22 protein-coding genes and 1 tRNA gene are annotated in these 23,410 nt (G+C 72.4%); 10 read left to right on the top strand and 13 right to left on the bottom strand.

The window, feature by feature from the left end:
- The 3 genes from ACGFN2_RS26220 to ACGFN2_RS26230 are packed head-to-tail and all read left to right on the top strand — an operon-like array spanning position 1 to position 3,445.
- On the top strand, positions 1 to 1,794 hold the full coding sequence (locus ACGFN2_RS26220) for a branched-chain amino acid ABC transporter permease (RefSeq protein ID WP_362608144.1): 1,794 nt from the start codon (positions 1 to 3) through the stop codon (positions 1,792 to 1,794).
- A gap of 5 nt (positions 1,795 to 1,799) precedes the next feature.
- Positions 1,800 to 2,732 (top strand): ABC transporter ATP-binding protein, encoded by a 933-nt coding sequence (locus ACGFN2_RS26225; protein WP_393364484.1) that lies wholly within the window; start codon positions 1,800 to 1,802, stop codon positions 2,730 to 2,732.
- Positions 2,729 to 3,445: an ABC transporter ATP-binding protein gene (locus tag ACGFN2_RS26230; protein ID WP_362608147.1), complete on the top strand. Its 717-nt coding sequence runs from the start codon at positions 2,729 to 2,731 to the stop codon at positions 3,443 to 3,445. The genes ACGFN2_RS26225 and ACGFN2_RS26230 overlap by 4 nt, the downstream gene beginning before the upstream one ends.
- An 80-nt stretch (positions 3,446 to 3,525) precedes the next feature.
- On the opposite strand, the gene ACGFN2_RS26235 is transcribed toward ACGFN2_RS26230, so the two are convergent.
- The gene (locus ACGFN2_RS26235; RefSeq protein ID WP_393364488.1) at positions 3,526 to 4,188 is read right to left on the bottom strand and encodes an ANTAR domain-containing response regulator; all 663 of its coding nucleotides are present in this window, start codon (positions 4,186 to 4,188) and stop codon (positions 3,526 to 3,528) included.
- A gap of 83 nt (positions 4,189 to 4,271) precedes the next feature.
- Here ACGFN2_RS26235 and ACGFN2_RS26240 point away from each other — a divergent pair.
- A tRNA-Leu gene (locus ACGFN2_RS26240) sits at positions 4,272 to 4,346 on the top strand.
- 109 nt (positions 4,347 to 4,455) lie between these two features.
- Positions 4,456 to 5,229 (top strand): transcriptional regulator, encoded by a 774-nt coding sequence (locus tag ACGFN2_RS26245; RefSeq protein ID WP_362608164.1) that lies wholly within the window; start codon positions 4,456 to 4,458, stop codon positions 5,227 to 5,229.
- Between the two features lie 52 nt (positions 5,230 to 5,281).
- On the opposite strand, the gene pyk is transcribed toward ACGFN2_RS26245, so the two are convergent.
- The 8 genes from pyk to ACGFN2_RS26285 form a co-directional block, all read right to left on the bottom strand.
- Positions 5,282 to 6,718, bottom strand: coding sequence for a pyruvate kinase (pyk, locus tag ACGFN2_RS26250; protein ID WP_393364491.1), 1,437 nt, complete (start codon positions 6,716 to 6,718; stop codon positions 5,282 to 5,284).
- Positions 6,719 to 6,863: 145 nt separating this feature from the next.
- Positions 6,864 to 7,562, bottom strand: coding sequence for an SIMPL domain-containing protein (locus ACGFN2_RS26255; RefSeq protein WP_393364494.1), 699 nt, complete (start codon positions 7,560 to 7,562; stop codon positions 6,864 to 6,866).
- A gap of 102 nt (positions 7,563 to 7,664) precedes the next feature.
- Complete coding sequence (locus tag ACGFN2_RS26260) at positions 7,665 to 9,101, bottom strand: SidA/IucD/PvdA family monooxygenase (RefSeq protein ID WP_362608154.1); 1,437 nt, start codon at positions 9,099 to 9,101, stop codon at positions 7,665 to 7,667.
- The gene (locus ACGFN2_RS26265) at positions 9,098 to 10,531 is read right to left on the bottom strand and encodes a pyridoxal phosphate-dependent decarboxylase family protein (RefSeq protein WP_393364497.1); all 1,434 of its coding nucleotides are present in this window, start codon (positions 10,529 to 10,531) and stop codon (positions 9,098 to 9,100) included. Before ACGFN2_RS26265 ends, ACGFN2_RS26260 begins: the two co-directional genes overlap by 4 nt.
- A gap of 195 nt (positions 10,532 to 10,726) precedes the next feature.
- On the bottom strand, positions 10,727 to 13,273 hold the full coding sequence (gene pepN, locus ACGFN2_RS26270) for an aminopeptidase N (protein ID WP_393364500.1): 2,547 nt from the start codon (positions 13,271 to 13,273) through the stop codon (positions 10,727 to 10,729).
- Positions 13,274 to 14,087: 814 nt separating this feature from the next.
- A complete protein-coding gene (locus ACGFN2_RS26275) occupies positions 14,088 to 15,245 on the bottom strand; it encodes a sensor histidine kinase (protein ID WP_393364503.1) in 1,158 nt (385 codons plus the stop codon).
- 76 nt (positions 15,246 to 15,321) lie between these two features.
- Positions 15,322 to 15,498, bottom strand: a complete 177-nt coding sequence (locus ACGFN2_RS26280; protein WP_362610325.1) for a hypothetical protein — start codon at positions 15,496 to 15,498, stop codon at positions 15,322 to 15,324.
- A gap of 203 nt (positions 15,499 to 15,701) precedes the next feature.
- A complete protein-coding gene (locus ACGFN2_RS26285; protein WP_362610322.1) occupies positions 15,702 to 16,496 on the bottom strand; it encodes a serine protease in 795 nt (264 codons plus the stop codon).
- Between the two features lie 264 nt (positions 16,497 to 16,760).
- Between ACGFN2_RS26285 and ACGFN2_RS26290 the strand changes: the two genes are divergently transcribed.
- Positions 16,761 to 17,660: a hypothetical protein gene (locus tag ACGFN2_RS26290; protein ID WP_393364506.1), complete on the top strand. Its 900-nt coding sequence runs from the start codon at positions 16,761 to 16,763 to the stop codon at positions 17,658 to 17,660.
- A gap of 50 nt (positions 17,661 to 17,710) precedes the next feature.
- Here ACGFN2_RS26290 and ACGFN2_RS26295 read toward each other — a convergent pair whose 3' ends face one another.
- Together ACGFN2_RS26295 and ACGFN2_RS26300 are read right to left on the bottom strand one after the other, a co-directional pair.
- The gene (locus ACGFN2_RS26295) at positions 17,711 to 18,406 is read right to left on the bottom strand and encodes an alpha/beta fold hydrolase (protein WP_393364509.1); all 696 of its coding nucleotides are present in this window, start codon (positions 18,404 to 18,406) and stop codon (positions 17,711 to 17,713) included.
- Positions 18,407 to 18,589: 183 nt separating this feature from the next.
- Positions 18,590 to 19,321, bottom strand: coding sequence for an MBL fold metallo-hydrolase (locus ACGFN2_RS26300; protein ID WP_362610315.1), 732 nt, complete (start codon positions 19,319 to 19,321; stop codon positions 18,590 to 18,592).
- 156 nt (positions 19,322 to 19,477) lie between these two features.
- Between ACGFN2_RS26300 and ACGFN2_RS26305 the strand changes: the two genes are divergently transcribed.
- Complete coding sequence (locus ACGFN2_RS26305; RefSeq protein WP_362610314.1) at positions 19,478 to 19,966, top strand: hypothetical protein; 489 nt, start codon at positions 19,478 to 19,480, stop codon at positions 19,964 to 19,966.
- Between the two features lie 76 nt (positions 19,967 to 20,042).
- Positions 20,043 to 20,513: a PPOX class F420-dependent oxidoreductase gene (locus ACGFN2_RS26310; protein WP_393364512.1), complete on the top strand. Its 471-nt coding sequence runs from the start codon at positions 20,043 to 20,045 to the stop codon at positions 20,511 to 20,513.
- 39 nt (positions 20,514 to 20,552) lie between these two features.
- On the opposite strand, the gene ACGFN2_RS26315 is transcribed toward ACGFN2_RS26310, so the two are convergent.
- Complete coding sequence (locus tag ACGFN2_RS26315; RefSeq protein WP_362610308.1) at positions 20,553 to 21,275, bottom strand: SDR family oxidoreductase; 723 nt, start codon at positions 21,273 to 21,275, stop codon at positions 20,553 to 20,555.
- Between the two features lie 68 nt (positions 21,276 to 21,343).
- Here ACGFN2_RS26315 and ACGFN2_RS26320 point away from each other — a divergent pair, with 68 nt between their 5' ends.
- Positions 21,344 to 21,913, top strand: coding sequence for a MarR family transcriptional regulator (locus tag ACGFN2_RS26320; protein ID WP_362610306.1), 570 nt, complete (start codon positions 21,344 to 21,346; stop codon positions 21,911 to 21,913).
- A 28-nt stretch (positions 21,914 to 21,941) separates the two neighbouring features.
- Here ACGFN2_RS26320 and ACGFN2_RS26325 read toward each other — a convergent pair whose 3' ends face one another.
- On the bottom strand, positions 21,942 to 22,703 hold the full coding sequence (locus ACGFN2_RS26325; protein ID WP_393364516.1) for an ArsR/SmtB family transcription factor: 762 nt from the start codon (positions 22,701 to 22,703) through the stop codon (positions 21,942 to 21,944).
- 67 nt (positions 22,704 to 22,770) lie between these two features.
- On the opposite strand from ACGFN2_RS26325, the gene ACGFN2_RS26330 reads away from it, so the two are divergent.
- Positions 22,771 to 23,340, top strand: coding sequence for a hypothetical protein (locus ACGFN2_RS26330; RefSeq protein WP_362610301.1), 570 nt, complete (start codon positions 22,771 to 22,773; stop codon positions 23,338 to 23,340).
- Positions 23,341 to 23,410: the final 70 nt, after the last annotated feature.

Genomic DNA, 23,410 nt, shown 5'->3' on the forward strand with positions numbered 1-23,410 from the left:
ATGACCACCCACACCACCACCCCCGCCCGCGGCCTCATACCGCTCCCCGAGCGCACCGCGCGCCTGACCACCGTCGCCGGCGCCCTGGCCACCACCGCCAGCACCGCCCTCGCCTGGACCTGGAGCAGCGACTTCCCCGGCGACCTCACCTACTACCTCTCCCCCGCCGGACTGCAGCTCGTCACCCTCGCCGGCAGCCTCCTCACCCTGCTGTTCGCCCTCGCGGCCCTCGGCGTCCGCGGCCTGCGATGGCTCACCCCCGCGGGACGCAACGCCCCCACCCTCCTCGCGGCCCTCGCCACCTTCGCCGCCACCTGGTTCACCCTCCTCGCCATCGCCGTCCACCTCAACGGCCTGATCAACCTCGAACCGGGCGGCGCCCTCGCGGCCGCCACCTCCCTGCTCACCCTCGCCGGCGCCCTCGCGCTGCCCCCCGACAAGACCGACGGCAAGCCACCCGCCACCCCCTGGCAGCGCTTCACCGCGAGCCTCGCCGCCTCCCCCGTACGGCGCCGCACCCGCGAACTCCCCTCCTGGGCCGAGATCCTGATCATCGCCGCCGCCTTCGCCGCCGGGCTGCTCGCCTTCACCTACGGCATCGACACCGACGACGGCGCCCCCTTCGTCGGCTACCTGCTCTTCATGGTGCTCGCCGTCCCCGCCCTCCACCGGGCCGGACTCATCGCACGGCTCACCGCACTCACCCACACCCACCGCGGCGTGGCCCTCGGCGCGGCCTTCCTCTCCGCCGCCTGCTTCCCCTTCACCCAGGACACCGACCAGTACACGATCATCGGGGCCAACATCCTGATCTTCGCCACCGTCGCCCTGGGCCTCAACGTCGTCGTCGGCCTCGCCGGCCTCCTCGACCTCGGCTACGTCGCCTTCCTCGGCGTCGGCGCCTACGCCGCCGCCCTCGTCTCCGGCTCCCCCGAATCCGCCCTCGGACTCCACTTCCCCTTCTGGGCGGCCCTCCTGACCGGCGCCGCCGCCTCCCTCGTCTTCGGCGTCCTCATCGGCGCCCCCACCCTCCGCCTGCGCGGCGACTACCTCGCCATCGTCACCCTCGGCTTCGGTGAGATCTTCCGCATCGCCATGCTCAACCTCAACGGCACCACCGGCCCCGACATCACCAACGGCGCCATGGGCATCCCCAACATCCCCAACCTGGAGATCTTCGGGTTCAACTTCGGCGAACCCCACACCATCCTCGGCATCCCCATCGCCACCTACGGCAACTACTACCTGCTGATGATCCTCGTGACGGCCTTCGTCGTCCTCGTCTTCCGGCGCGCCGCCGCCTCCCGCATCGGCCGCGCCTGGATCGCCATCCGCGAGGACGAGACCGCCGCCATCGCCATGGGCATCAACAGCTTCCGCCTCCGCCTCCTGGCCTTCGCCCTCGGCGCCGCCCTCGCCGGACTCGCCGGCACCGTGCACGCCCACGTCGTCACCACCGCCACCCCCGAACAGTTCCAGTTCGCCGGCCCCCAGCCCCCCAACTCCGCCTTCCTCCTCGCCGCCGTCATCCTCGGCGGCATGGGCACCCTCAGCGGACCCCTCGTCGGCGCCGCCCTCCTCTTCCTCATCCCCGCCAAACTCGACTTCCTCCAGGACTACCAGCTCCTCCTCTTCGGCATCGCCCTCGTCCTCCTCATGCGCTTCCGCCCCGAAGGCCTCATCCCCGACCGCAGGAAGCAGCTGGAATTCCACGAAACCGGCCAACTCGACGTGCCCGACCAGCGCCTCCCCGACGCAGACGCCACCCTCGGCGCCACCCAGGCAAAGGCGTGACGACCATGACCACAGCAGCCAGCCCCGCACCCACCACCGACACCGGCACCGTCCTCCGCGCCGACGGCGTCACCATGCGCTTCGGCGGACTCACCGCCGTACGCGGCGTCGACCTCACCGTCGGCGCCGGCGAAATCGTCGGCCTCATCGGCCCCAACGGCGCCGGCAAAACCACCTTCTTCAACTGCCTCACCGGCCTCTACGTGCCCACCGAAGGCACCGTCAGCTACCGCGGCACCCGCCTCTCCCGCAAACCCCATCTCGTCACCCAGGCCGGCGTCGCCCGCACCTTCCAGAACATCCGCCTCTTCGCCAACATGACCGTCCTCGAAAACGTCCTCGTCGGACGCCACACCCGCACCAAAGAAGGCCTCTGGTCCGCCCTCCTCCGCAGCCCCGGCTTCAAGAAAGCCGAACGCACCAGCGAGGAACGCGCCATGGAACTCCTGGAGTTCACCGGCCTCGCCCACAAACGCGACCACCTCGCCCGCAACCTCCCCTACGGCGAACAACGCAAGCTCGAAATCGCCCGCGCCCTCGCCAGCGAACCCGGACTGCTGCTCCTGGACGAACCCACCGCCGGCATGAACCCCCAGGAGACCCGCGCCACCCAGGACCTCGTCCTCGCCATCCGCGCCCAGGGCATCGCCGTCCTCGTCATCGAGCACGACATGCGCTTCATCTTCACCATGTGCGACCGCGTCGCCGTCCTCGTCCAGGGCCAGAAACTCGTCGAAGGCACCGCCGACATCGTCCAGGCCGACGAACGCGTCATCGCCGCCTACCTCGGCACCCCCGTCGAGGACGCCGCCGCACCGGCCCCCGCCACGGACCCGGCCGGCCCCGGCACCCCGGACGCGACCGCAGCACCCGACGCAGCAGACGGGACGGCCCCCACCGACCAGCCGGCCCAGGGACAGACCGGAGACACCCCATGACCGCACTGCTCGAAGTCGAGGACCTCCGCGTCGCCTACGGCAAGATCGAAGCCGTCAAAGGCATCTCGTTCTCCGTCGAAGCAGGCCAGGCCGTCACCCTCATCGGCACCAACGGCGCCGGAAAGACCACCACCCTGCGCACCCTCTCCGGCCTCCTCAAGCCCCTCGCCGGCAAGATCACCTTCGACGGCGAACCGCTCAACGGCGTCCCCGCCCACAAGATCGTCGAACGCGGCCTCGCCCACTCCCCCGAAGGCCGCCGCCTCTTCCCCCGCCTCACCATCGCCGAAAACCTCAAGCTCGGCGCCTTCCTCCGCAAGGACGCCGACGGCATCGAGAAGGACATCCAGCGCGTCTACGAACTCTTCCCCATCCTCGGCGAACGCAGCAAACAAGCCTCCGGCACCCTCTCCGGCGGCGAACAGCAGATGCTCGCCATGGGCCGCGCCCTGATGTCCCGCCCCAAACTCCTCATGCTCGACGAGCCCTCCATGGGCCTCTCCCCGATCATGATGCAGAAGATCATGGAAACCATCCGCGAACTCCGCTCCCAGGGCACCACCATCCTCCTCGTCGAACAGAACGCCCAGGCCGCGCTCTCCCTCGCCGACCAGGGACACGTCATGGAGATCGGCCGCATCGTCCACTCCGGCACCGGCGCCGCCCTCCTCCACGACGAGTCCGTCCGCAAGGCCTACCTCGGCGAGGACTGACCCACCGCACCGCACGACGAGCGGCCCCGTACCGGTCAACACCGGTACGGGGCCGCTCACTCGCACGGCACGGGCCGCTACTAGTCCTTCTGCTGCTTCTTCTCCTCGGCGTCCTCGATGACCGCCTCCGCAACCTGCTGCATCGACAGCCGCCGGTCCATCGACGTCTTCTGAATCCACCGGAACGCGGCCGGCTCCGTCAGCCCGTACTGCGTCTGCAGAATGCTCTTCGCCCGGTCCACCAGCTTCCGGGTCTCCAGCCGCTGCGTGAGGTCCGCGACCTCCTGCTCCAGCGTCTTCAGCTCGGTGAACCGGCTCACCGCCATCTCGATCGCCGGCACCACGTCGCTCTTCGAGAACGGCTTCACCAGATACGCCATCGCGCCCGCGTCCCGCGCCCGCTCCACCAGCTCACGCTGCGAGAACGCGGTCAGCATCAGCACCGGGGCGATGCTCTCCTCGGCGATCTTCTCGGCCGCCGAGATACCGTCCAGCACCGGCATCTTCACGTCCAGGATCACCAGGTCGGGCCGGTGCTCCCGGGCCAGCTCCACGGCCGTCTGCCCGTCCCCGGCCTCACCGACGACGGTGTAGCCCTCTTCCTCCAGCATCTCCTTGAGGTCGAGACGGATGAGCGCCTCGTCCTCCGCGATCACGACCCGCGTGGTCAGCGGCGGGACATGCGACTGATCGTCATCGGCGACGGGCTGCTCGGGCTCGGCGGCGCTCACGGGACTCCTCATTCCAGGCAGGTGGTGCCCCATGAGCCTACCTAGCTCCTGTAGGGTAGGACCACGCAGGGCAGCAGGTATCCTCCCTTTCTAAGGCCCCAGTACTCCAACTGGTTAGAGAGGCGGCTCTCAAACAGCCGAAAGTGTGGGTTCGAATCCCACCTGGGGCACTTTCTCTTCGATTCGAAGATGACGCGACAACCGATTAGCTTCACCCTTTTCGGTGATGGCGCTATCGAATTCCCCTCGCTTGAAGCAATTCCCGTCACGATCGCATGCATGTACGACACCTCAACGCGTACTCATGCCCTCTCCCTCGTAGCCCAAGGGCGCAGCCTCAACTCTGTGAGCAAGCAGACCGGCATATCCCGGTACGCAATCCGCTCCTGGCAGACCAGGATCGAGCCCCTCTCGCGCACGACGGAATGCCCGCGATGCGAGCAGGTGCCACAGCCGCCGAAGGATGCCGAGGCGTACGCGTACTTACTCGGCCTCTACCTCGGCGACGGCTGCCTCAGCAAACAACCTCGACGGCGTGGGTACGCGCTGCGTATCGCGTGCGCGGATGCCTGGCCGGGCCTTATCGCCGCATGCCGCGACGCGGTCAAAGCGGTCCGCCCCACAAACAGCGTGTGCATCGTCCAGCGCGAAGGCTGCGTCATGGTGACGAGCTACAGCCGCCACTGGCCCTGCCTGTTCCCCCAGCACGGCCCCGGCAAGAAGCACGAGCGACCCATCGTCCTCGAATTCTGGCAGCAGCAGATCGTGGACGCGTATCCCTGGGAGTTCCTCCGCGGACTCATCCATTCCGACGGCTGCCGCATCACCAACTGGACCACGCGGATCGTCGGCGGCGAGCGCAAACGCTACGAGTATCCGCGGTACTTCTTCACCAACATGTCCGCCGACATCATCCGCCTCTACACCGACACCCTCGACGCCGTCGGGGTCGAGTGGAAACCCGCCCGGCAATCCCGCAAAGCCGAGAACGTCTCCGTAGCCCGCAAAGCCTCCGTCGCCCTCATGGACCGACACATCGGGCCGAAGTACTGACAGGGACGGCAGTCAGGTACCTCGGCCCAGCGGGAGCGCGGTGCGGGTGGGGCTACTTCGGGGTGTCGTCCTCGCCGATGTGGTGGACGCGGACGAGGTTGGTGGAGCCGGGGATGCCGGGCGGGGAGCCGGCGGTGATGATGACGACGTCGCCCTTCTGGCAGCGGCCGAGCCTCAGGAGCTGCTCGTCGACCTGGGCGACCATCTCGTCGGTGGAGTCGACGGTGGGGCCGAGGAAGGTTTCCACGCCCCAGCTGACGTTGAGCTGGGAGCGGGTGGCCGGGTCGGGGGTGAAGGCCAGCAGCGGGATGGGCGAGCGGTAGCGGGAGAGGCGGCGGACGGTGTCGCCGGACTGGGTGAAGGCGACGAGGAACCGTGCGCCGAGGAAGTCGCCCATGTCGGCGGCGGCGCGGGCGACGGCGCCGCCCTGGGTGCGGGGCTTGTTGGCGTCGGTGAGCGGCGGGAGGCCCTTGGCGAGGAGGTCTTCCTCGGCGGCCTCGACGATGCGGCTCATGGTCTTGACGGTCTCGGTGGGGTACTTCCCGACGCTGGTCTCGCCGGAGAGCATGACGGCGTCGGTGCCGTCGATGACGGCGTTGGCGACGTCGGAGGCCTCGGCGCGGGTGGGGCGGGAGTTGTCGATCATCGAGTCGAGCATCTGGGTGGCGACGATGACCGGTTTGGCGTTGCGCTTGGCCAGCTTGATGGCGCGCTTCTGGACGATCGGGACGGTTTCCAGGGGCATTTCGACGCCGAGGTCGCCGCGGGCGACCATGATGCCGTCGAAGGCGGCCACGATGTCGTCGATGTTGTCGACGGCCTGGGGCTTTTCGATCTTGGCGATGACGGGCAGGAAGCGGTCTTCCTCGCGCATGATGCGGTGGACGTCTTCGATGTCGCGGCCGCTGCGGACGAAGGAGAGGGCGATGAGGTCGGCGCCGTAGCGCAGGGCCCAGCGGAGGTCGTCCTGGTCCTTTTCGGAGAGGGCGGGGACGGAGACGGCGACGCCGGGGAGGTTGAGGCCCTTGTGGTCGGAGACCATGCCGCCCTCGATGACCCGGGTGCGGACGTGGGGTCCGTCGACCTCGGTGACCTCGAGGGTGACCTTGCCGTCGTCGATGAGGATGTGTTCGCCGGTGGTGACGTCGGCGGCGAGGCCGTCGTAGGTGGTGCCGCAGATGGCGCGGTCGCCTTCGACGGAGGGTTCGACGGTGATGGTGAACTCGTCGTCGCGTTCGAGAAGTACGGGGCCTTCGCGGAACCGGCCGAGCCGGATCTTCGGGCCTTGAAGATCGGCGAGGATGCCGACGCTGCGGCGGGTCTCTTCGGAGGCTTTGCGGACCCGGTCGAACCGTGCCTCGTGGTCGGCGTAGGTGCCGTGGCTGAGGTTGAAGCGGGCGATGTCCATTCCGGCCTCGACGAGGGCTTTGATCTGCTCGTACGAGTCGGTGGCGGGCCCCAGGGTGCAGACGATTTTCGCTCGGCGCATGCGTCGACCCTATGACGTACCGGGCGGTAGGGAACGGTGGGCAGGTGACTGCTCAACGAGCGGTTGGTGAAGGGGTGTTGACAACTCTTGGAATGGGCGCGAAGGCGCTCTGATGAGCGGAATATAGCCCTCGTGCGGGGTGGTCTCAGAGCGCGGGACGGGTCATGGTGAAGCGCGCGTTGACCTGGGCGTAGACGGCTTGGCGCTGGGGTTCGAGGTCGAGTGCGGGGGCGTTTTCCTGGGTGGCGCCGCCGTATCCGGCGAAGGAGCGCATGGCGGGGGCGGCGGGGGCGTTGTTCTCGGCGCCGAGGTCGGCGATCTCCAGGAGGGCGTCGAGGCGGGCGTCGAGGGCTTCGGCGTATTCGCGGGCGCGCTGGACGGCTTCGTGGACGGCTCGGGTGCGGGCGGTGCGGTGGGCGGGTGAGTCGGGGCGCAGGGCCCACCAGGGGCCGTCGACGCCGGTGAGGTCGAGGTCGGCGAGGCGGGTGGTGAGTTCGCCGAGGACGGTGAAGTCGTTGAGGGTGGCGGTGTGGGTGACGCGTCCGTGGTAGGCGCGGATGCGTTCGTGGCGGCCCTTTTCGGTGAGCTGGGGGGTGAGGCTGAAGGTGCCGGTTTCGAGTTTCTCGATGGCGTCGCCGTAGTTCTTGATGAGCGTGAGGGCGGCTTCGTTGCGGTGGGTGAGGTCGGTGAGGGCGGTGGTGCGGTCGGTGCCGCGGGCGCTGACGGTGACGGCGATGCGGGCGATTTCGGGGTCGACTTCGAGGCGGGCTTCGCCGCGTACGGCGAGGCGGGGGGTGTCGGGGGTGCCGTAGGGGAGGGCGGTGGGGGTGTGGGGGGCGGTCATGGTGGCTCCCTGTGCGCTGGGGTGTGGGTGGTGCAGGGTCGCACATCGGGACGGCCGGTGGTGGGTCATCCGGCCGCGGGGGGGAGCCGGTCCGGTCGGGGGTCAGTGGCGGGGGACGAGGGTGGAGCTCTGGCGGGGGACGGTGCCGGTGCGGCCGGTGGTGGGCTGGGGCAGGCCGAAGGTGGTGAAGGCGGTGCGGGTGGGGAGGGGGTAGGGGGTGGTGCCGGTGAGGGAGTTGAGGATGGTGGCGCTGCGCCAGGCGGCGAGGCCGAGGTCGGGGGCGCCCACGCCGTGGGTGTGGGTTTCGGCGTTCTGGACGTAGACGGAGCCGGTGACGGCGGGGTCGAGGATCAGCCGGTGCTGGGCGTCGATGCGGGGGCGGGCGCCGGAGTCGCGGCGTAGGTAGGGGTCGAGGGCGGCGAGCAGGGTGTCCATGCGGCGTTCGCGGTAGCCGGTGGCGAGGACGACGGCGTCGGTGGTGAGGCGGGAGCGGGTGCCCTGCTGGAGGTGGTCGAGGTGGAGTTCGACCTTGGTGGTGCCGACGCGGCCCGCGGTGCGGACGAAGACGCCGGGGGTGAGGGTGGCGTCGGGCCAGCCGCCGTCGAGGGTGCGGTGGTAGAGCTCGTCGTGGATGGCGGCGAGGGTGTCGTGGTCGATGCCTTTGTGGAGCTGCCACTGGCCGGGGACGAGGTCGTCGCGGACGCGTTCGGGGAGGGCGTGGAAGTAGCGGGTGTAGTCGGGGGTGAAGTGTTCGAGGCCGAGCTTGCTGTATTCCATGGGGGCGAAGGCGGGGGTGCGGGCGAGCCAGTGGAGGTGTTCGCGGCCGGCGGGGCGGGCGCGGAGCTGGTCGAGGAAGATCTCGGCGCCGGACTGGCCGGCGCCGATGACGGTGAGGTGGTCGGCGGCGAGGAGGCGTTCGCGGTGGTCGAGGTAGTCGGCGGCGTGGACGACGGGGACGGCGGGGGCGTCGGCGAGGGGGCGGAGCGGGACGGGGATGTGGGGGGTGGTGCCGATGCCGAGGACGAGGTTGCGGGCGTGGGTGCGGCCGAGGGCTTCGGCTTCGCCTTCGGGGTCGAGCTGGGTGTAGTCGATTTCGAAGAGTTCGCGTTCGGGGTTCCAGCGGACGGCGTCGATCTGGTGGCCGAAGTGGAGGGTGGGGAGTTGTTCGCTGACCCAGCGGCAGTAGGCGTCGTATTCGGCGCGGTGGATGTGGAAGCGTTCGGCGAAGTAGAAGGGGAAGAGGCGTTCGCGGGTTTTGAGGTAGTTGAGGAAGGTCCAGGGGCTGGCGGGGTCGACGAGGGTGACGAGGTCGGCGAGGAAGGGGACTTGGAGGGTGGCGCCGTCGATGAGGAGTCCGGGGTGCCAGTGGAAGGCGGGGCGCTGGTCGTAGAAGGCGGTGCGGAGGCCGGTGAGGGGGTGGGCGAGGGCAGCGAGGGAGAGGTTGAAGGGGCCGACGCCGATGCCGGCGAGGTCGAGGGGTTCGCCGGGGCTCGTGGTGTGGGGGGTGGGGGTGCCTTCGGTGTGTGGAGTGCTGCTCATCTGGGGGTGTGCCCTTCCACGAGGGTGAGGAGGGTGGTGAGGTCTCCGGGCTGGGTGTGGGGGTTGAGGAGGGTGGCCTTGAGCCAGAGGCCGGTGGGGGTGGTGGCGCGGCCGAGGACGGCGTGTCCGTCGGTGAGGAGGGTGCGGCGGATGGTGGCGAGGGTGGTGTGGTCGGCGCCGGTGGGGCGGAAGAGGACGGTGCTGAGGGTGGGGCGGGAGTGGAGTTCGTAGCGGGGGTGGGCCTCGATGAGGTCGGCGAGGGTCTGGGCGGCGGCGAGGGTGCGGTCGACGAGGTCGCCGAGGCCGTGGCGGCCGAGGGCTTTGAGGGTGACGGCGATCTTGAGGATGTCGGGGCGGCGGGTGGTGCGCAGGGAGCGGCTGAGCAGGTCGGGGAGGCCGGCTTCGGTGTCGTCGTCGGCGTTGAGGTAGTCGGCCTGGTGGGCGAGGGGGGCGAGGGTGGCGGGGCCGGGGACGGCGAGGAGGCCGGCGGCGACGGGTTGCCAGCCGAGTTTGTGCAGGTCGAGGGCGACGGTGTGGGCGCGGGCGAGGCCTTCCAGGGCGGCGCGGTGGGTGTCGCTGAAGAGGAGGGCGCCGCCGTAGGCGGCGTCGATGTGGAAGCGGGCGCCGTGGTGTTCGGCGAGGTCGGCGAGGGCGGGGAGGGGGTCGATGGCGCCTGAGTCGGTGGTGCCCGCGGTGGCGGTGAGGAGGACGGGGCCGGTGCGTCCGGCAAGGCCGGCGAGGCAGCTGTGGACGGTGTCGGGGGTGAGGATGCCGTCGGGGGTGGGGAGGGTGAGGGGTTCGGGGAGGCCCAGGAGCCAGGCGGAGCGGTGGATGCTGTGGTGGGCGTTGGCGCCGCAGATGATCTGGAGGGGGCGGGCGGGCCGGTGGGGTTCGGTCGCGGTGGCGTCGGGGGCGGCGGCTTCGCGGGCGAGGAGGAGGGCGAGCTGGTTGGACTCGGTGGCGCCGGTGGTGACCAGGGCGTCGGGGGCGGTGGCCTGGGGGTAGACCAGCGCGGCGAGGGTGTGGCCGGTGAGGGCTTCGAGGGCGGAGGCGGCGGGGGCCTGGTCCCAGGAGTCCATGGAGGGGTTGAGGGCGGCGGCGGCGAGGTCGGCGGCGGTGGCGAGGGCCAGTGGCGGGCAGTGCAGGTGGGCGGCGCAGTGCGGGTCGGCGGGGTCGGCGGCGCCGGCGGCGAGGGTGTGGACGAGGGTGCGCAGGGCGGCGTGCGGGCCGGTGCCGTGGTCGGGGAGCAGGGGGTGGCAGGCGTCGCGTACGGTGCGGGCGACCGTTTCGGGGCCGCCGGGTGGCAGGGGGCCGGCGCGGTCCTCGGCGCCGGTGGTGAGGGCGTCGAGGACGGTGTCGAGGAGGGGGCGGAGTGCGCGGGGGCCGTGGGTGCCGCCTGCGAGGGCGGTGCCGGCAGGGGGCACAGGCATCAATGTGCTTTTCTGTCAGGGGAGTTCGGGCCGTGGTCCGGTGCGGACGGGCCTCAAGCGGCCCCAAATTACTTTCCCTGCCGGGCGCGTTTCCACTGGTCGCGGTCATACCACCCGTAAGTGGGACGGGTGTACCGCTGGTGTTCGGGTGCCGCCGGCCGCCGGTCCGGCGGCACCCGTGTGCCGGGTTCCGGGTCAGGCGCCGCCGGCTGCGGCGCGTACCCGCAACGCCCGTCGCAGGTCGTCGAGTTGGTCCGCGAGCCTGCGGCGCAGGGCGGGGACCGGGTCGCCGGTGGCGAGGCAGTCCTCGGCGAGGCGGCGGGTGTGGTCCTCGACGGCGGTGGCGGGGAAGGCGTAGCGGCCGGCGGCCTTGGCGAGGGCGGGGCCGCGGGCGGCGGCGAGGGCGGGGACGTCGGTGAAGTACCGGTCGACGTAGGGGCGGAGCAGGTCGTGCTGTTCGGGGGCCCAGAAGCCGGTGGCGGTGGCGGTGAAGAGGTGGTTGGAGAGGGCGGCCGCGCTGTCGGTGGTGAACAGGGCGTCCCAGGCGGTCTGTTTGGCGTCCGGGTCGGGGAGGGCCGCGCGGCAGCGGGCGGCGCCCTCGCGGCCGGTGGCGCTGGGGTCGCGGGCGAGTTCGGCGTCGATGGCGGCGCGGAGTTCGCCGAGGGGGCCGGCGCCGAGGGTGGTGAGCCGACGGAGGATGCGCCAGCGGAGTTCGGGGTCGAGGCGGGGGCCGCCGGGGACGCTGCCGTCGTCGAGCCAGTCCTGGAGGCCTTCGGGGCTGGTGGCGCTGTCGATGAAGGCGCGTACGGCGGTGAGCCGCAGTCCTGCTTCGGCGCCGTGCTCGGGGCCTTCGGTGCGGCGGAGTATGTCGCGGCTGAGGGCGGTGAGGGTGGTGAGGGCGGCGTGGCGTTCGGTGGGCAGGAGGTAGCGGTCGGCGATCTCGGTGCGGGCGAAGGCGAGGACGCCCTGGACGAGGGCGAGGTCGGTCTCTTGCGGGAGGTGGGCGCGGGCGGCGTCCAGGTAGGCGGTGGGGGCGAGTTCGCCGTCGCGGACCATGTCGCGGGCGGCGTTCCAGACGACGGCGCGGGTCAGCGGGTCGGGCAGGCCGGAGAGGGCGCCGAGGGCGGTGTCCCAGGAGACCGGGTCGACGCGGACCTTGGCGTAGGTGAGGTCCTGGTCGTTGAGGAGGAGCAGGGCGGGGCGGCCGCCGGTGGCCCGGTGGACGCCGCTTTCGGGCACGTCCCAGGACAGCGGTTCGCGGGGCACGAGGCGGCCGGGGGTGGCGGGGTCGTGGTCGTAGAGCCCGAGGGTGAGCCGGTGGGGGCGGGTGCCGTCGTCGCTGCCGGTCTGTTCGACGGAGACGCTCCAGTTGCCGTCCGCGGCCTCCCGTACGACGGGGGTGAGGGTGTCGGCTCCGGTGGTGCGCAGCCAGCGTTCGGCCCAGGCGTGGACGTCGCGGTCGGTGGCGCGGGCGAGGGAGTCGAGGAAGTCGGCGAGGGTGGCGTTGCCGAAGCGGTGCCGGGCGAAGTGCTCGTTGATGCCGGTGAGGAAGTCCTTCTCCCCCATCCAGGCGACGAGTTGGCGCAGCGCGGAGGCGCCCTTGGCGTAGGAGATGCCGTCGAAGTTGAGGAGCGCGGAGGCGGTGTCGGGGACGTCCTCGGGGGTGGGGGCGACGGGGTGGGTGGAGGGGCGCTGGTCGGCGTCGTAGCCCCAGCCCTTGCGGGCGACGGCGAAGTCGGTCCAGGTGTCGGTGAAGCGGGTGGCTTCGGCCAGGACCTGGTAGCCCATGTACTCGGCGAAGGACTCGTTCAGCCAGATGTCGTCCCACCACTGGAGGGTGACCAGGTCCCCGAACCACATGTGGGCCATCTCGTGGGCGATCACGACGCCGCGGGTCTGGCGTTCGGTGTCGGTGACGGCGGAGCGGTAGACGAACTCGTCGCGGAAGGTGACCAGGCCGGGGTTCTCCATGGCGCCGGCGTTGAACTCCGGTACGAAGGCCTGGTCGTAGGAGTCGAAGGGGTACGGCTCCGCGAAGATCTCGTGGTAGCGGTCGAAGCAGCGGCGGGTGAGGTCGAGGATCTCGTCCGCGTCGGCGTCCAGGTGGGGGGCGAGGGAGCGGCGGCAGTGGATGCCGAAGGGGAGGCCGGCGTGCTCGGTGCGGACGGAGTGCCAGGGGCCTGCGGCGACGGCGACGAGGTAGGTGGAGATGAGGGGCGTGGGCGCGGCCTGCCAGCGGCCCTCCCCCAGGTGCTCGGTGACGCCGTTGGCGAGGACCGTCCAGTCCTCGGGCGCCTGGACGGTGACCGTGAACTCGGCCTTCAGGTCGGGCTGGTCGAAGGCGCCGAAGACGCGTTGGACGTCGTCCAGGAACAGCTGGGTGTAGACGTAGCTCTCGCCGTCGGCGGGGTCGGTGAAGCGGTGCATGCCCTCGCCGGTGCGGGAGTAGCGCATCGTGGCGTCCAGGCGCAGTTCGTGGGCGCCGGGGGTGAGGCCGGTGAGCGGGAACCGGTTGTCGTCGAGGGCCGCGGGGTCGAGGGGGCTGCCGTCGAGGGTGGCGGAGTGCAGCTCGGCGGGATTGAGCTCGATGAAGGTGTCGCCGCCGGTACGCGCGGTGAAGTGGATGACCGTACGGGAGCCGAAGCGCTCCTCGCCCTGGGTGAGGTCGAGGGCGATCTCGTAGCGGTGCACGTCGATCTGTCGGGCTCGGGTCTGCGCCTCGTCGCGCTGCAGTTGGGGCATGTTGCCATGCTGCCGTATGGGCTGTGGGCGGTGCACGGGGGTTTGGGGGCCGTTGTTTTGGCTGCGGGTGGGGTTGGGGCTGAGCGCGCAGTTCCCCGCGCCCCTTTGGGGTGCGATCTGGTCGACCCGTTGGTGCGGGCCCGGTGGTGGCTTGCGCCGTGGCGGAGTTCGTGGTTGCCGCGGGGGCCGGAGGGGACGCACCGGGGCCCGTCCTCGGCGCGGGCGACGCGGCTACGAGCGATTGAGTGCCCCGGCGTTCGCTCCGGTCCTGCGGGCGGTCCCCGGTACATCCCCTCCGACCGTCCCCCGTTGCCGACCGCCGGACGGTGACACCGCGCCTCACAGCCCCACACGCGCCCGCGCCCAAGCTGCGGGGCGGGGCCGAACCAGCTGCCTGCCAAGGGATGCCGTACGGGTCTTCCGTAACGGTGATCCGTACGGCGGGTCAGCCGCGTACGAACGGCGGTCGGAGGGGATGTCCGGTGAGCCGCCCGCAGGACCCGGAGCGAACAACGGGGCGAAGAACCTCAGGGACCAGCATCGCCCGCGCCGAGGACGGCTTACCGGGCGTCCCCTCCGACCCACCACCCACAGGCCGTAGGCGAACGGCGCCCAGCCACCGGCAAACCCGTTGACCAGGGGTGGGTCGTTCGGGTCCGGGATCTGGGTGGACCTGGCGGTCGCGAAAGCGGACGGGGGCGGTGCCGACGCGGCGGGTGAAGAGGCGGCTGCAGTAGACGGGGTCGGCGTCGGTGTCGGCGCGGGCGCGGCGCGGCGCGACCAGCAGTTCGTGCGCGGGCGGGGAGTGGGCGGCTCAGGCGGTGGCCCCGCCGTCGAGGGGCAGGACGGCGGTGAGTTCCCAGCCGCCCTCGGCCGCCGGGCCCGCGGTGAGCCGGCCGCCCATCGCCTCGGCCCGTTCGGTGAGTCCGGCGAGGCCGAAGCCGCCGCCGCGGGCCTGTTCGGAGAGGCGGGCGGGGGCGCCTCCGTCGTTGGCGACGCGCAGTTCCACTCCGCGGGCCACGGACCGCAGGCCGATCCGTACCGCCGAGGCGTCCGCCGCGTGCTTGCGGACGTTGGTGAGTGCCTCGCGCACGATGCGGTGGACGGCGGCGGCCACCTCGGCCGGCAGCGCCTGTGCCGCGGCGCTTTCGAGGGCGAGGACGACGGGCGGGCCGGTGCGGGCGAAGGCGTCGGTCATCGCCCGGACCTCGACGAGCCCGGCGAGCGGGTGGGACGGTGCGCCGTCCTCGCGCAGGACCCGCACCAGCCGGCGCATCGCGCCCAGTGCCTCGCTGCCGGCGGTCTCGATCCGTTCGAAGGTGACGGCGGCCGGCGGTCCGTCGAGGGCGGTGGAGCGGGCGGCGCGGGCCTGGACGACGATGCCGGTGACGTGGTGGGCGACCAGGTCGTGGAGTTCCCGTGCCAGTTCCAGGCGTTCGGCGGCCCGGACCGCCGCGAGGTCGCGCAGCCGCTGGGCGTCCTGCCGGCGCAAGGTCAGCGAGTAGGCGGTGACGACCACCGTGAGCACCGCCTGGACGACGGTGAAGAGGCCCGCGTGGAGGTCCCGCAGCGGGGTGAGCACACAGGCCAGGCCCAGCAGCGGGCCGAGGACGGCGGCGGTGCGGCCGGGTGCCCCGCGGACCACGCCGGCGAGCAGCAGGAGCAGGGCGAGGCCCTCGCCCAGGCCCCACACCTGCGGCGGGTGCGGTCCGGCGATCAGCAGCGCCGACCCGGTCAGGGAGAGCACGGCCGCGGCGCCGGCCCGGACGGTCAGCGGGACACGGGCCCAGGGCACCGCGCACAGGCAGACCAGGGCGGCGGTGGCCGCCATGATCACATGCGGCCGGACGGGCTGACGGGTCATCGCCGCGGCCTCCAGCCCGGCGAGGAGCAGCAGGAGCACCGCCAGTGCCGTCCCGGACACGACGCGGTGCCGCGGCAGGTCCGCCGGGAATCGGGGCAGGGTGCTCATGCGCGGGACCCGCCGCGGGCGCGCGGGGGCCGCGTGGGCCGGCCCGGCGGGCCCTCGGTGGGGGGTGCGGGAGGCCTCAGCCCCGGGCCGCGTTCGAGGGGGCATCGTCCGGTGACTCGACGAGGTCGTGATGACCGCCGAGCAGGACATAGGCGAGGGCCGCGGCGGAGGCGGCGAGGAGCAGTGCGGCGCAGATCGTGGTGCGGCGGTCGCGGTCGGGCGCCGGGGGGCGGCGGCGGGGCTCGGGGGTCATGCCGTTCACGCTAGGCAGTCCGCGCGGGGCCGCCCAGGGGCCGTTGGGTCATCGGTGGCGGCACAAGACCCGGCCGGGAGCGGGCGTTTGGTCCCGGGGTGGACGGACCGAGGTCCCTGCCGCGTCGGGACCAAGGTCCCGGGCTCCGGCGCGGCGAAGGGCCCGGGGAGCGCTCCCCGGGCCCTCGGTGTGCGGGTGGGCGGTCAGCCCAGTTCGCCCGCGGCCTTCTTGATGTCCTTGGCGAAGGTGCTCACCTCGCTGTAGACACCGGGCTTGCCGGGGCGGGCGCAGCCTTCGCCCCAGGAGACGATGCCGACCTGGAGCCACTGGCCGGCGTCGTCCTTGCGGAACATCGGGCCGCCGGAGTCGCCCTGGCAGGTGTCGACGCCGCCGGTGTCGAGCTTGCCGGCGCAGATCTCGTCGCCGGGGGTCAGCTGGTCGCCGTAGGCCTTCTGGCAGGCGGCGTCGTCGATGAACGGCACGGTCGCCTTGAGGAGGTAGCGCTGCTGGTCGCCGCCTTCCTTGTCGGCGCCCCAGCCGGCGATGGTGAAGTCGCCGTTGTTGAGCTTGTCGTCCTCGGCGATCTTCAGGGTGGGCTGGTCTATCGGCTTGGCGAGCTTGACCAGCGCCCAGTCCTTGCCCTTGCCGTTGTAGCCGGGGGCCTGCAGGACCTTGGTGGACTTGACCTTGACGGCGGCGGAGTCCTCCAGGTCGACCACGCCGGCGGTGGCGGTGATGGAGGTGTTGTCGCCGCTGCCGTCGACGCAGTGCGCCGCGGTGAGCACGATGTCCTTGGCGTAGAGGGCGCCGCCGCAGCCCATCGACAGCCGGACCATGAAGGGGAATTCACCCTGGTCGGCCTTGGTGCCGCCGACGACCTTGGTGGAGGGTTCGGAGGAGGGGGCGGCCGAGGCCGAGCCGGGCTGGAGGCTGAAGGCGGCCAGGGCGACCGCGCCGAGGGCAGTGGCTCTCTTGAGGTGCTTCCGGTAGCTGCGCAACGGGCTTCCTTTCGTGGGGGGGTTGCACGTCGATGACGAGCCCATGCCAACACCGGAGCCCGGACGTGACCGTCGCAGACCGCACGCGAAACGACAGCACACCGTGAGGCGTCCGGACCCAGTGGGGGATGAGTCCGTACAGCGCTCTGTGATTATGTGGACTGCGCGATCAGGGTGACAAGGGTGCGCATCCGGCCAACTCCCGTACGCGCCACGCCCGTACAGCTCATACCGGACTTTCCCGGCCTCCCCTACAGTGGCCGGGTGACCACCGGCGACCGGGCCGTCGAGCACGGCTACCCCCACCTCGACACGGTGCGTGCGGCCGTCCGTGCCCTGTTCAAGCGCCTCTCGTACGACACGGTGAGCACCTTCGGCACCAGCGTGCCGCCGGTCGACGTGGCCTTCGACGAGACCGAGGACCTGCATCTGGGCGCGCAGCGGGTGGCGGGCGCCCTCATCCGGCATCTGCATCTGCCGGACGCGCGGGCGGTGATCTCCTTCCGCGAGATGGAGCACGCCGCGAACGTCGAACTCACCGCGGGCCCGGAGTACTTCATCGAGCTCAACGACCGCTTCCGCAGGCACCGCAAGGACATCGGCGCCGCGCTGGCCCATGAGGTGACGCATGTCGCGCTGCACCGCCTGGACCTGGCGTTCCCCGGCACCCGCGACAACGAGATCCTCACCGACACGGCCGCCGCCTATCTCGGCGCGGGCTGGCTGCTGCTGGACGCCTACCGGGAGCACGGCCCGTTCTCGCAGAAGCTGGGCTATCTGACGCCGGAGGAGTTCGGCTATGTCCTCGCCAAACGGGCCCGGTTCTTCGGGGAGGACCCGGCGCCGTGGTTCACCAGCCCGCAGGCGTACGACGCGTACACGGCGGGCGCCGCGCGGGCCCGCCAGGACCTGCGCCGGCCGCCGCTGGCCGGGGCCGGGTGGGCCGCCCGGCTGCGCTACGCCAAGGACCGCCGGGCGGCGCAGGCCCCGCGGCGCACGGACCGGCCGCCCGCCTCCGGTGAGGGCTACGCCTTCGAGGGCCCGTCGCCGCTGCGGGTGTCGTTCCCCTGCCCCGCCTGCCACCAGCGCGTCCGGGTGCCGGTCCGCGGCCGCCTCCAGGCGCGCTGCGGACTGTGCAGGACGCTGCTGGACTGCGACACCTGACGGGGAGCCGGCTGCCCGGGGGAGGCCGGTCGCCCGGCTCCGTTCCCGCGCTAGACCCAGCCGTCCAGGCCCGCCATGAAGCCGTCGAAGTCGTCACGGTGGATGGTGTGGCCGGTGCCGGGCACCGTCCGTACCTCGAAGCCCCGCTCGGTCAGCTCGGCCGCCGCCTGCGCGGAGAAGAGGAACCCCTCCCCCGCGAACTGCACCAGGGACGGCACGACCGGCTTCTCGGGCGTGTGGTCGTGCAGGTGGACGGCGGACAGCGCGAGGGCGGTGCCGGTGTCCCAGTCCGCGACGGTGGCCAGTTCGAGGTCGACGTCGGCGGCGCTCCAGCGCGGGTTGAAGGTCCGCACCATCGCCCGGTCGGCGCTCTTGAACGCGACGAACAGGGCCGGGTCGACGGGCTGTCCGAGCCTGGCGAAGGACCACGCCGGATCGCTGTACACCGCCCGCCGGGGCTGCAGCCGCTCCACCGCCCGGGACAGCGCCAGCGCGCCGAGGGAGTGCCCGATGACGACCTCGGGCGCGGCGGGCAGGGTCTCCACGAGGTCCTCGGCGAACAGCTCCGCGCCGTACGCGCCGCGCGGGCTGCGGCCGTGGCCGCGCAGGTCGACGGCGAGCACCCGGTAGCCCCGGTCGGCGAGCGCCGGACCGACCCGGTACCAGGTGCGGTGATCGGACATCATGCCGTGGACCAGCACCGCGACCCGTTCACCGGTGCCCCATTCGTGGGTGTGCAGCTGCATGCCTGCCTCTCCTCGGTTCCCCGTGCGCGCCGGCTCCCGGGGCCGGTCACGCACCCGGCCCGACGTTACACGTGCCGACGGGTGCCGCCGGTGCGCCGCCGCAGCTCCCCGCGCGGCGGCCCGCGCCCCGTCCCGTGGCGGCGCACCACCCCGTCCGGCCCCTGCCCGTCCCGGGGTTGGCGCTCACAGCCAGTCCTTCTCGGGGGTGGCCGCGGCGAGGATGTCCCGTGCGCCGGTGCGGAGCGGGGCGCCGTGCGGGACGCACACCGTGTCCAGCTCGTCGAGGGCGGCGAGCCGCCGGAAGGAGGCGATGGCCTCGTCGCGCGCCACGTTGAAGGGGCCGAGGACCGCCCGGGTGCCGTCGGGCGAGGTGCCGATGAGGTCGCCGGGGAAGAGCAGCCGGCTCTCCGGGAGGTGGAGGGCGATCCCGCCGGGGGTGTGGCCGGGGACGTGCAGCACCCTCACCGGCTCCGGCCAGCCGTCGAGGGTGTCCCCGTCGTGGAGTTCGGTGTCGACCTCGACGGGGCGCAGCGGCGGGAGTCCGGCGGCCGCGAGATCGGCCATGATCCCTTCGTGCAGCGCCTGCTCCGCCGGGGTGAGTACGGGTGCGGGCACGGCGGTGCCGCGGACGCAGGGGGCCTCCAGGGCGCCGGCCAGTACGCGGGCGCCGGTGGCGGCGACCAGGTCGGCGGCGGAGCCCATGTGGTCGATGTGGGCGTGGGTGAGCACGATCTGCCGCAGCTGGTCCGGCCGGCCGCCGAGCCGGGCCAGTGCGCCGAGGACGGCGGGGGCCGAGCCGGGGAGGCCGGTGTCGACGGCGGCATAGCCGTCGTCGGGGAGGGCGACGAGGTACACGTGCCCGACGGGGAAGGGGAGTTGCCAGACGGTGGGGGTGATCGCGGTGAGTGCGTCCATGGCCCGGACGCTAGCCGGACCGGTCCGGCGGCCGCCTGAGTTGCGCCGTCGGCGGATTGCGCGGGCGGCGGAAGCGCCCCGGTACACGAGGCCGGAAGGCGGCCGGAACCTGTCTTGCCTTTGGTGCGTCTCATCGCCGAACCAAGGAGGCATGTCATGCGAGGATCCCACCTCTCCCGCACCCGTACGCTCACCGCCGTGCTCACCCTGGCGGTGTCCGGCGCCGTCGTCCTGACCGGCTGCGGCCAGAAGCAGCAGACCGTGGGCAGTGCGCCGCCGCCGAAGAAGCCGGACGCCTTCGAGCAGCGGGCGGACCAGATCGTGCGGCAGTGGCCGAAGGTCTCCCCGGTGTCCGGGCGGCAGCAGGCGATACTGCCGCTGGCCGACGCGGAGCGCCCCGGGAAGAAGGACGTACGGGAGATCACCGTCACCGTCGGGCACAGCGCCTGCGATGTCCGCTTCGGTGCCCGCAGCCACGAGTCGAAGGACCTGGTGGTGGTCACCGGCTGGGGCAAGCGGAAGAGCTCCAAGGGGATGTGCACCGAGCAGCTGGCCACCGACAAGGTGAAGGTGCGGCTCAAGAGCGCGCTGGGTGACCGCAAGGTCGTGGACGCGGCCACCGGCAAGGAACTCTTCAAGAACTGACGGCCGGTCCGACGTGGCGGTGGGCTCACTCCGCGGGTCCGCCGCCGGGGGCGTTCCACGCCCTAGGCTCCTCGGCATGAGCCCTTCCACCGCCACCACCACCCACGTCGAACTGCCCGGGCTGCTGGAGTTCGTCCGCCCCCGGCACCGCGCGATCCTGCTCACCCGCCGCAACGACGGCACCCCGCAGGGCTCGCCGCTGACCTGCGGGGTGGACGACTCCGGGCGGCTGGTGATGGCGACGTATCCGGAGCGCGCCAAGGCCCGCAACGCCCGCCGGGTCGCGTCGGTCAGCGTGATCGTGCTGTCCGACGAGTGGAACGGCCCGTGGGTGCAGGTCGACGGCGAGGCGGAGGTCATCGACACCCCGGACGCCATCGAGCCGCTCGTCGAGTACTACCGCAACATCGCCGGTGAGCACCCGGACTGGGACCAGTACCGGGAGGCGATGCGCAAGCAGGGCAAGTCGCTGATCCGGGTGACGCCGCTGCGCTGGGGCCCCATCGCGACCGGTGGTTTCCCGGCCCGGCTCACCGAGGGCGGCTAACCCCGCACCCGCGGCGCACCGTACCGGTGGGGCCGGGCGTCAACGGGTGGTGCGGGTACCGCCGTTGACGTTCAGGACCTGTCCGGTGAGGTGCCGGGCCGCCGGGGACGCCAGGAAGGCCACCGTTCCCGCGATGTCGTCCGGGGACCCGGCGCGGCCCACCGCCGCGGCGGCCACCAGCTGGTCGCGGCGCTCGTCGGTGAGCCGGTCGCGGAAGAACTCGGTGTCGGCGATGTAGCCCGGCGCGACGACGTTGGCGGTGATGTCGCGGGGGCCGAGGGTCCGGGACAGTCCGGCGTTCCAGGAGGCGAGACCGGCCTTGGCCGCCCCATAGGCGCCGCCGCCCTGGTCGGCGGCGATCGACCCGATGTGGACGACCGCGCCGCCGGCCGCCAGACGGCCGTCCAGGGCCCTGGTGGTCAGGACGGCGCTGACCAGGTTGGCGTCCAGGTTGGCGCGGAAGTCCCGGGCGTAGGCGGCCAGATCGGTGGCCTCCTCCCGGCCGAGGTCGGTGTTGCCGCCCGCGTTGTTGACCAGGACGTCGATCCGTCCGGGGAGGTGGGCGAGCAGCCCGGTGAGCGACGCGGGGTCGGTGTGGTCGCAGACCAGCGGGCGGACGGTGGGCCGGCCGGCCGCGGTCTCCTCCAGGGGCGCGGTGCGCCGGCCGGTGACGAGGACCTCGTCGCCCTGGTCGGCGAAGTGGTGGGCGACGGCGCGTCCGATGCCGGTTCCGCCGCCGGTGACCAGGATGGTGCGTGACATATGCTGAACTCCGTCCATCACGTTCAGGTCTAAATTTAGAGCTGAACATAACATCGGCGGGAGGGCCCGTGGCAAGAGAACCCGAGGCGCAGGACCACCATGGGCAGCACGCCCCGTACCCCGTGGAGGAGATCGCCGCCGCCTGGGAACGCGAGCGCCCCGGCACCCCGGTCTCCTCGATCGGGATCGTGACGCCGATCTGGCAGCTGGCGAAGCTGCTGGGCGACGACCGGCGGCGGGTGCTGGCCCGCGCCGGGATGGACCCGGCCACCCTCGACCTGCTCAGCGTGCTCCGCCGCAGCGGCCCGCCCTACACCCTGACCACCCGTGAGCTGGGCCGCCGCTCCATGGTCACCGCGGGCGCCGTCTCCCAGCGGGTGGCCCGCGCCGAGCGCGAGGGGCTGGTGACCCGCCGGCCCGGCGAGGGCCGCCCGCGGACGGTCCTGGTCGAGCTGACCCCGGCCGGCCACGAACGGGTCGAGGCCACCGTCGGCCAAGTACTGCACCGCGAGGCGGAGTTGATCGACGGCCTCACCCCCGCACAGCAGGAGCAGCTCGCCGGCCTGCTGCGGATTCTGCTCCAGGACACCCAGCGCAAGCTGGGCGACGACCGGATCAGCCAGGTCGGCGAGGCCTGACGGGCACCGCGCCCGCCGAGCCCGCCGGTCAGCCGCGCGGCGCCGGGAGCGCGAGGGAGGGGAAGAGCGCCTCGTCGGGGAGCCCGAGCTGCGCCCGGAAGGCCGCCCGGCCCGCCGTGGTGACGGTGAGGATGCGGGTGGCGAGCGCCTTGACGACCCAGCCGCGCTCCAGGGCGTGCCGGTAGAGCGCGGCACCGACCGCACCGGAGAGATGCTGGCGGCGCACCGTCCAGTCGAGGCAGGTGCGGACATGGGCCCGGTGGGCGGCCGGCGGCACGGCGTCGGGGACACCGAGCGCGGCGAGCCAGTCGGCGCCGGCCGCGGTCAGCACCAGCCCGTAGTCCCGCGCCAGCAGCCCGCGTTCGGTCATCGACTCGGCGAGGGCGACCCCCAGGGCGCCGGCGATGTGGTCGTAGCAGGTCCGGGCGTGGTGCAGCGCCCGGCGCTGGTTGGCCTCGGCCAGGGAGCGGATGGGGACCTGGCGATACGGGGCGAGCCCGGCGAGGTTCTCCAGGGTCTCCGCGGTCTCCGGCCCGGCCAGCCGTACATACCTCCGCCGCCCCTGGCGCTCCTCGGCGAGCAGCCCGCCGGCCACCAGGAGGTTGAGGTGCTCGGTAGTGGTGGACGGCGCCACCGCGGCGTACTCGGCCAGTTCGCCCGCGGTCCAGGTGCCGCCGTCGAGCAGGGCCATACAGATCGCGGCACGGGTGCGGTCCGCGAGCAGCGCCGCGAGGGCGGCCAGATCGGGGGTCTCCGCGACGCTTTCCTGATCGGCGTCCCATCGTTTCATGTACACAGAGTAACCTCTGATAACATTTCGGTGAGCACCGAATCAACCGGCTTCTATCCTCGGCACCATGAAAGGCGCGCTGGAGAAAAGCAGTTCGGTCGCCCCGGCGCTGCTGTCCACCGAGAACGACGACGGGACATTCGTGCTGGTCGAGCTGCGCATCCGGTGGGAGCTCGGACCGGTCGTCAGCGTCTGGCTGCCGGCCCGTGGCCGTACCGCGCGCAATCTGGCGGTACGCCCGGACGTGGTCTTCAATCTGCCGCCGGACGGGACGCGGACCGAGGAGGGGGCGGGTGCCCCGCCGTCCGCGGACGCGCCGTGGACGGAGCCGTCCGAGCTGGTGCGGCCGCCCCGACTGGTGCACTGTCCGGTGCAGTTGGAGGCGCGCCGGGTCGGCGAGCGGACGGTCACCGACGGCGCGTGGACGCAGATCGAGGCGCAGGTGCTGCGGGTGCACGCCGATCCGCGGTGGGTGCTGCCGCCCGGCGGCCGGCGGACCGACCTGGGGGCCTGGCATCCGCCGGTGCACGACTTCCGGCCGCCGGGCACTCCCCCGCCGCGGCCCGTACCGGCGCCCGCGCGGGAGATGGCACGGCAGTGGGAGCGGCGCTTCCCGGCCGCCCGCGGCGGTGCGTAGCCGCCGCACCCGGGGGTGAAGACGCCGCGGCGCCTGTCCTCCGGTCGGGGGAGGAGGCAGGCGCCGCGGT

The organism is Streptomyces sp. NPDC048612 (assembly GCF_043199295.1).
GTDB lineage: Bacteria > Actinomycetota > Actinomycetes > Streptomycetales > Streptomycetaceae > Streptomyces.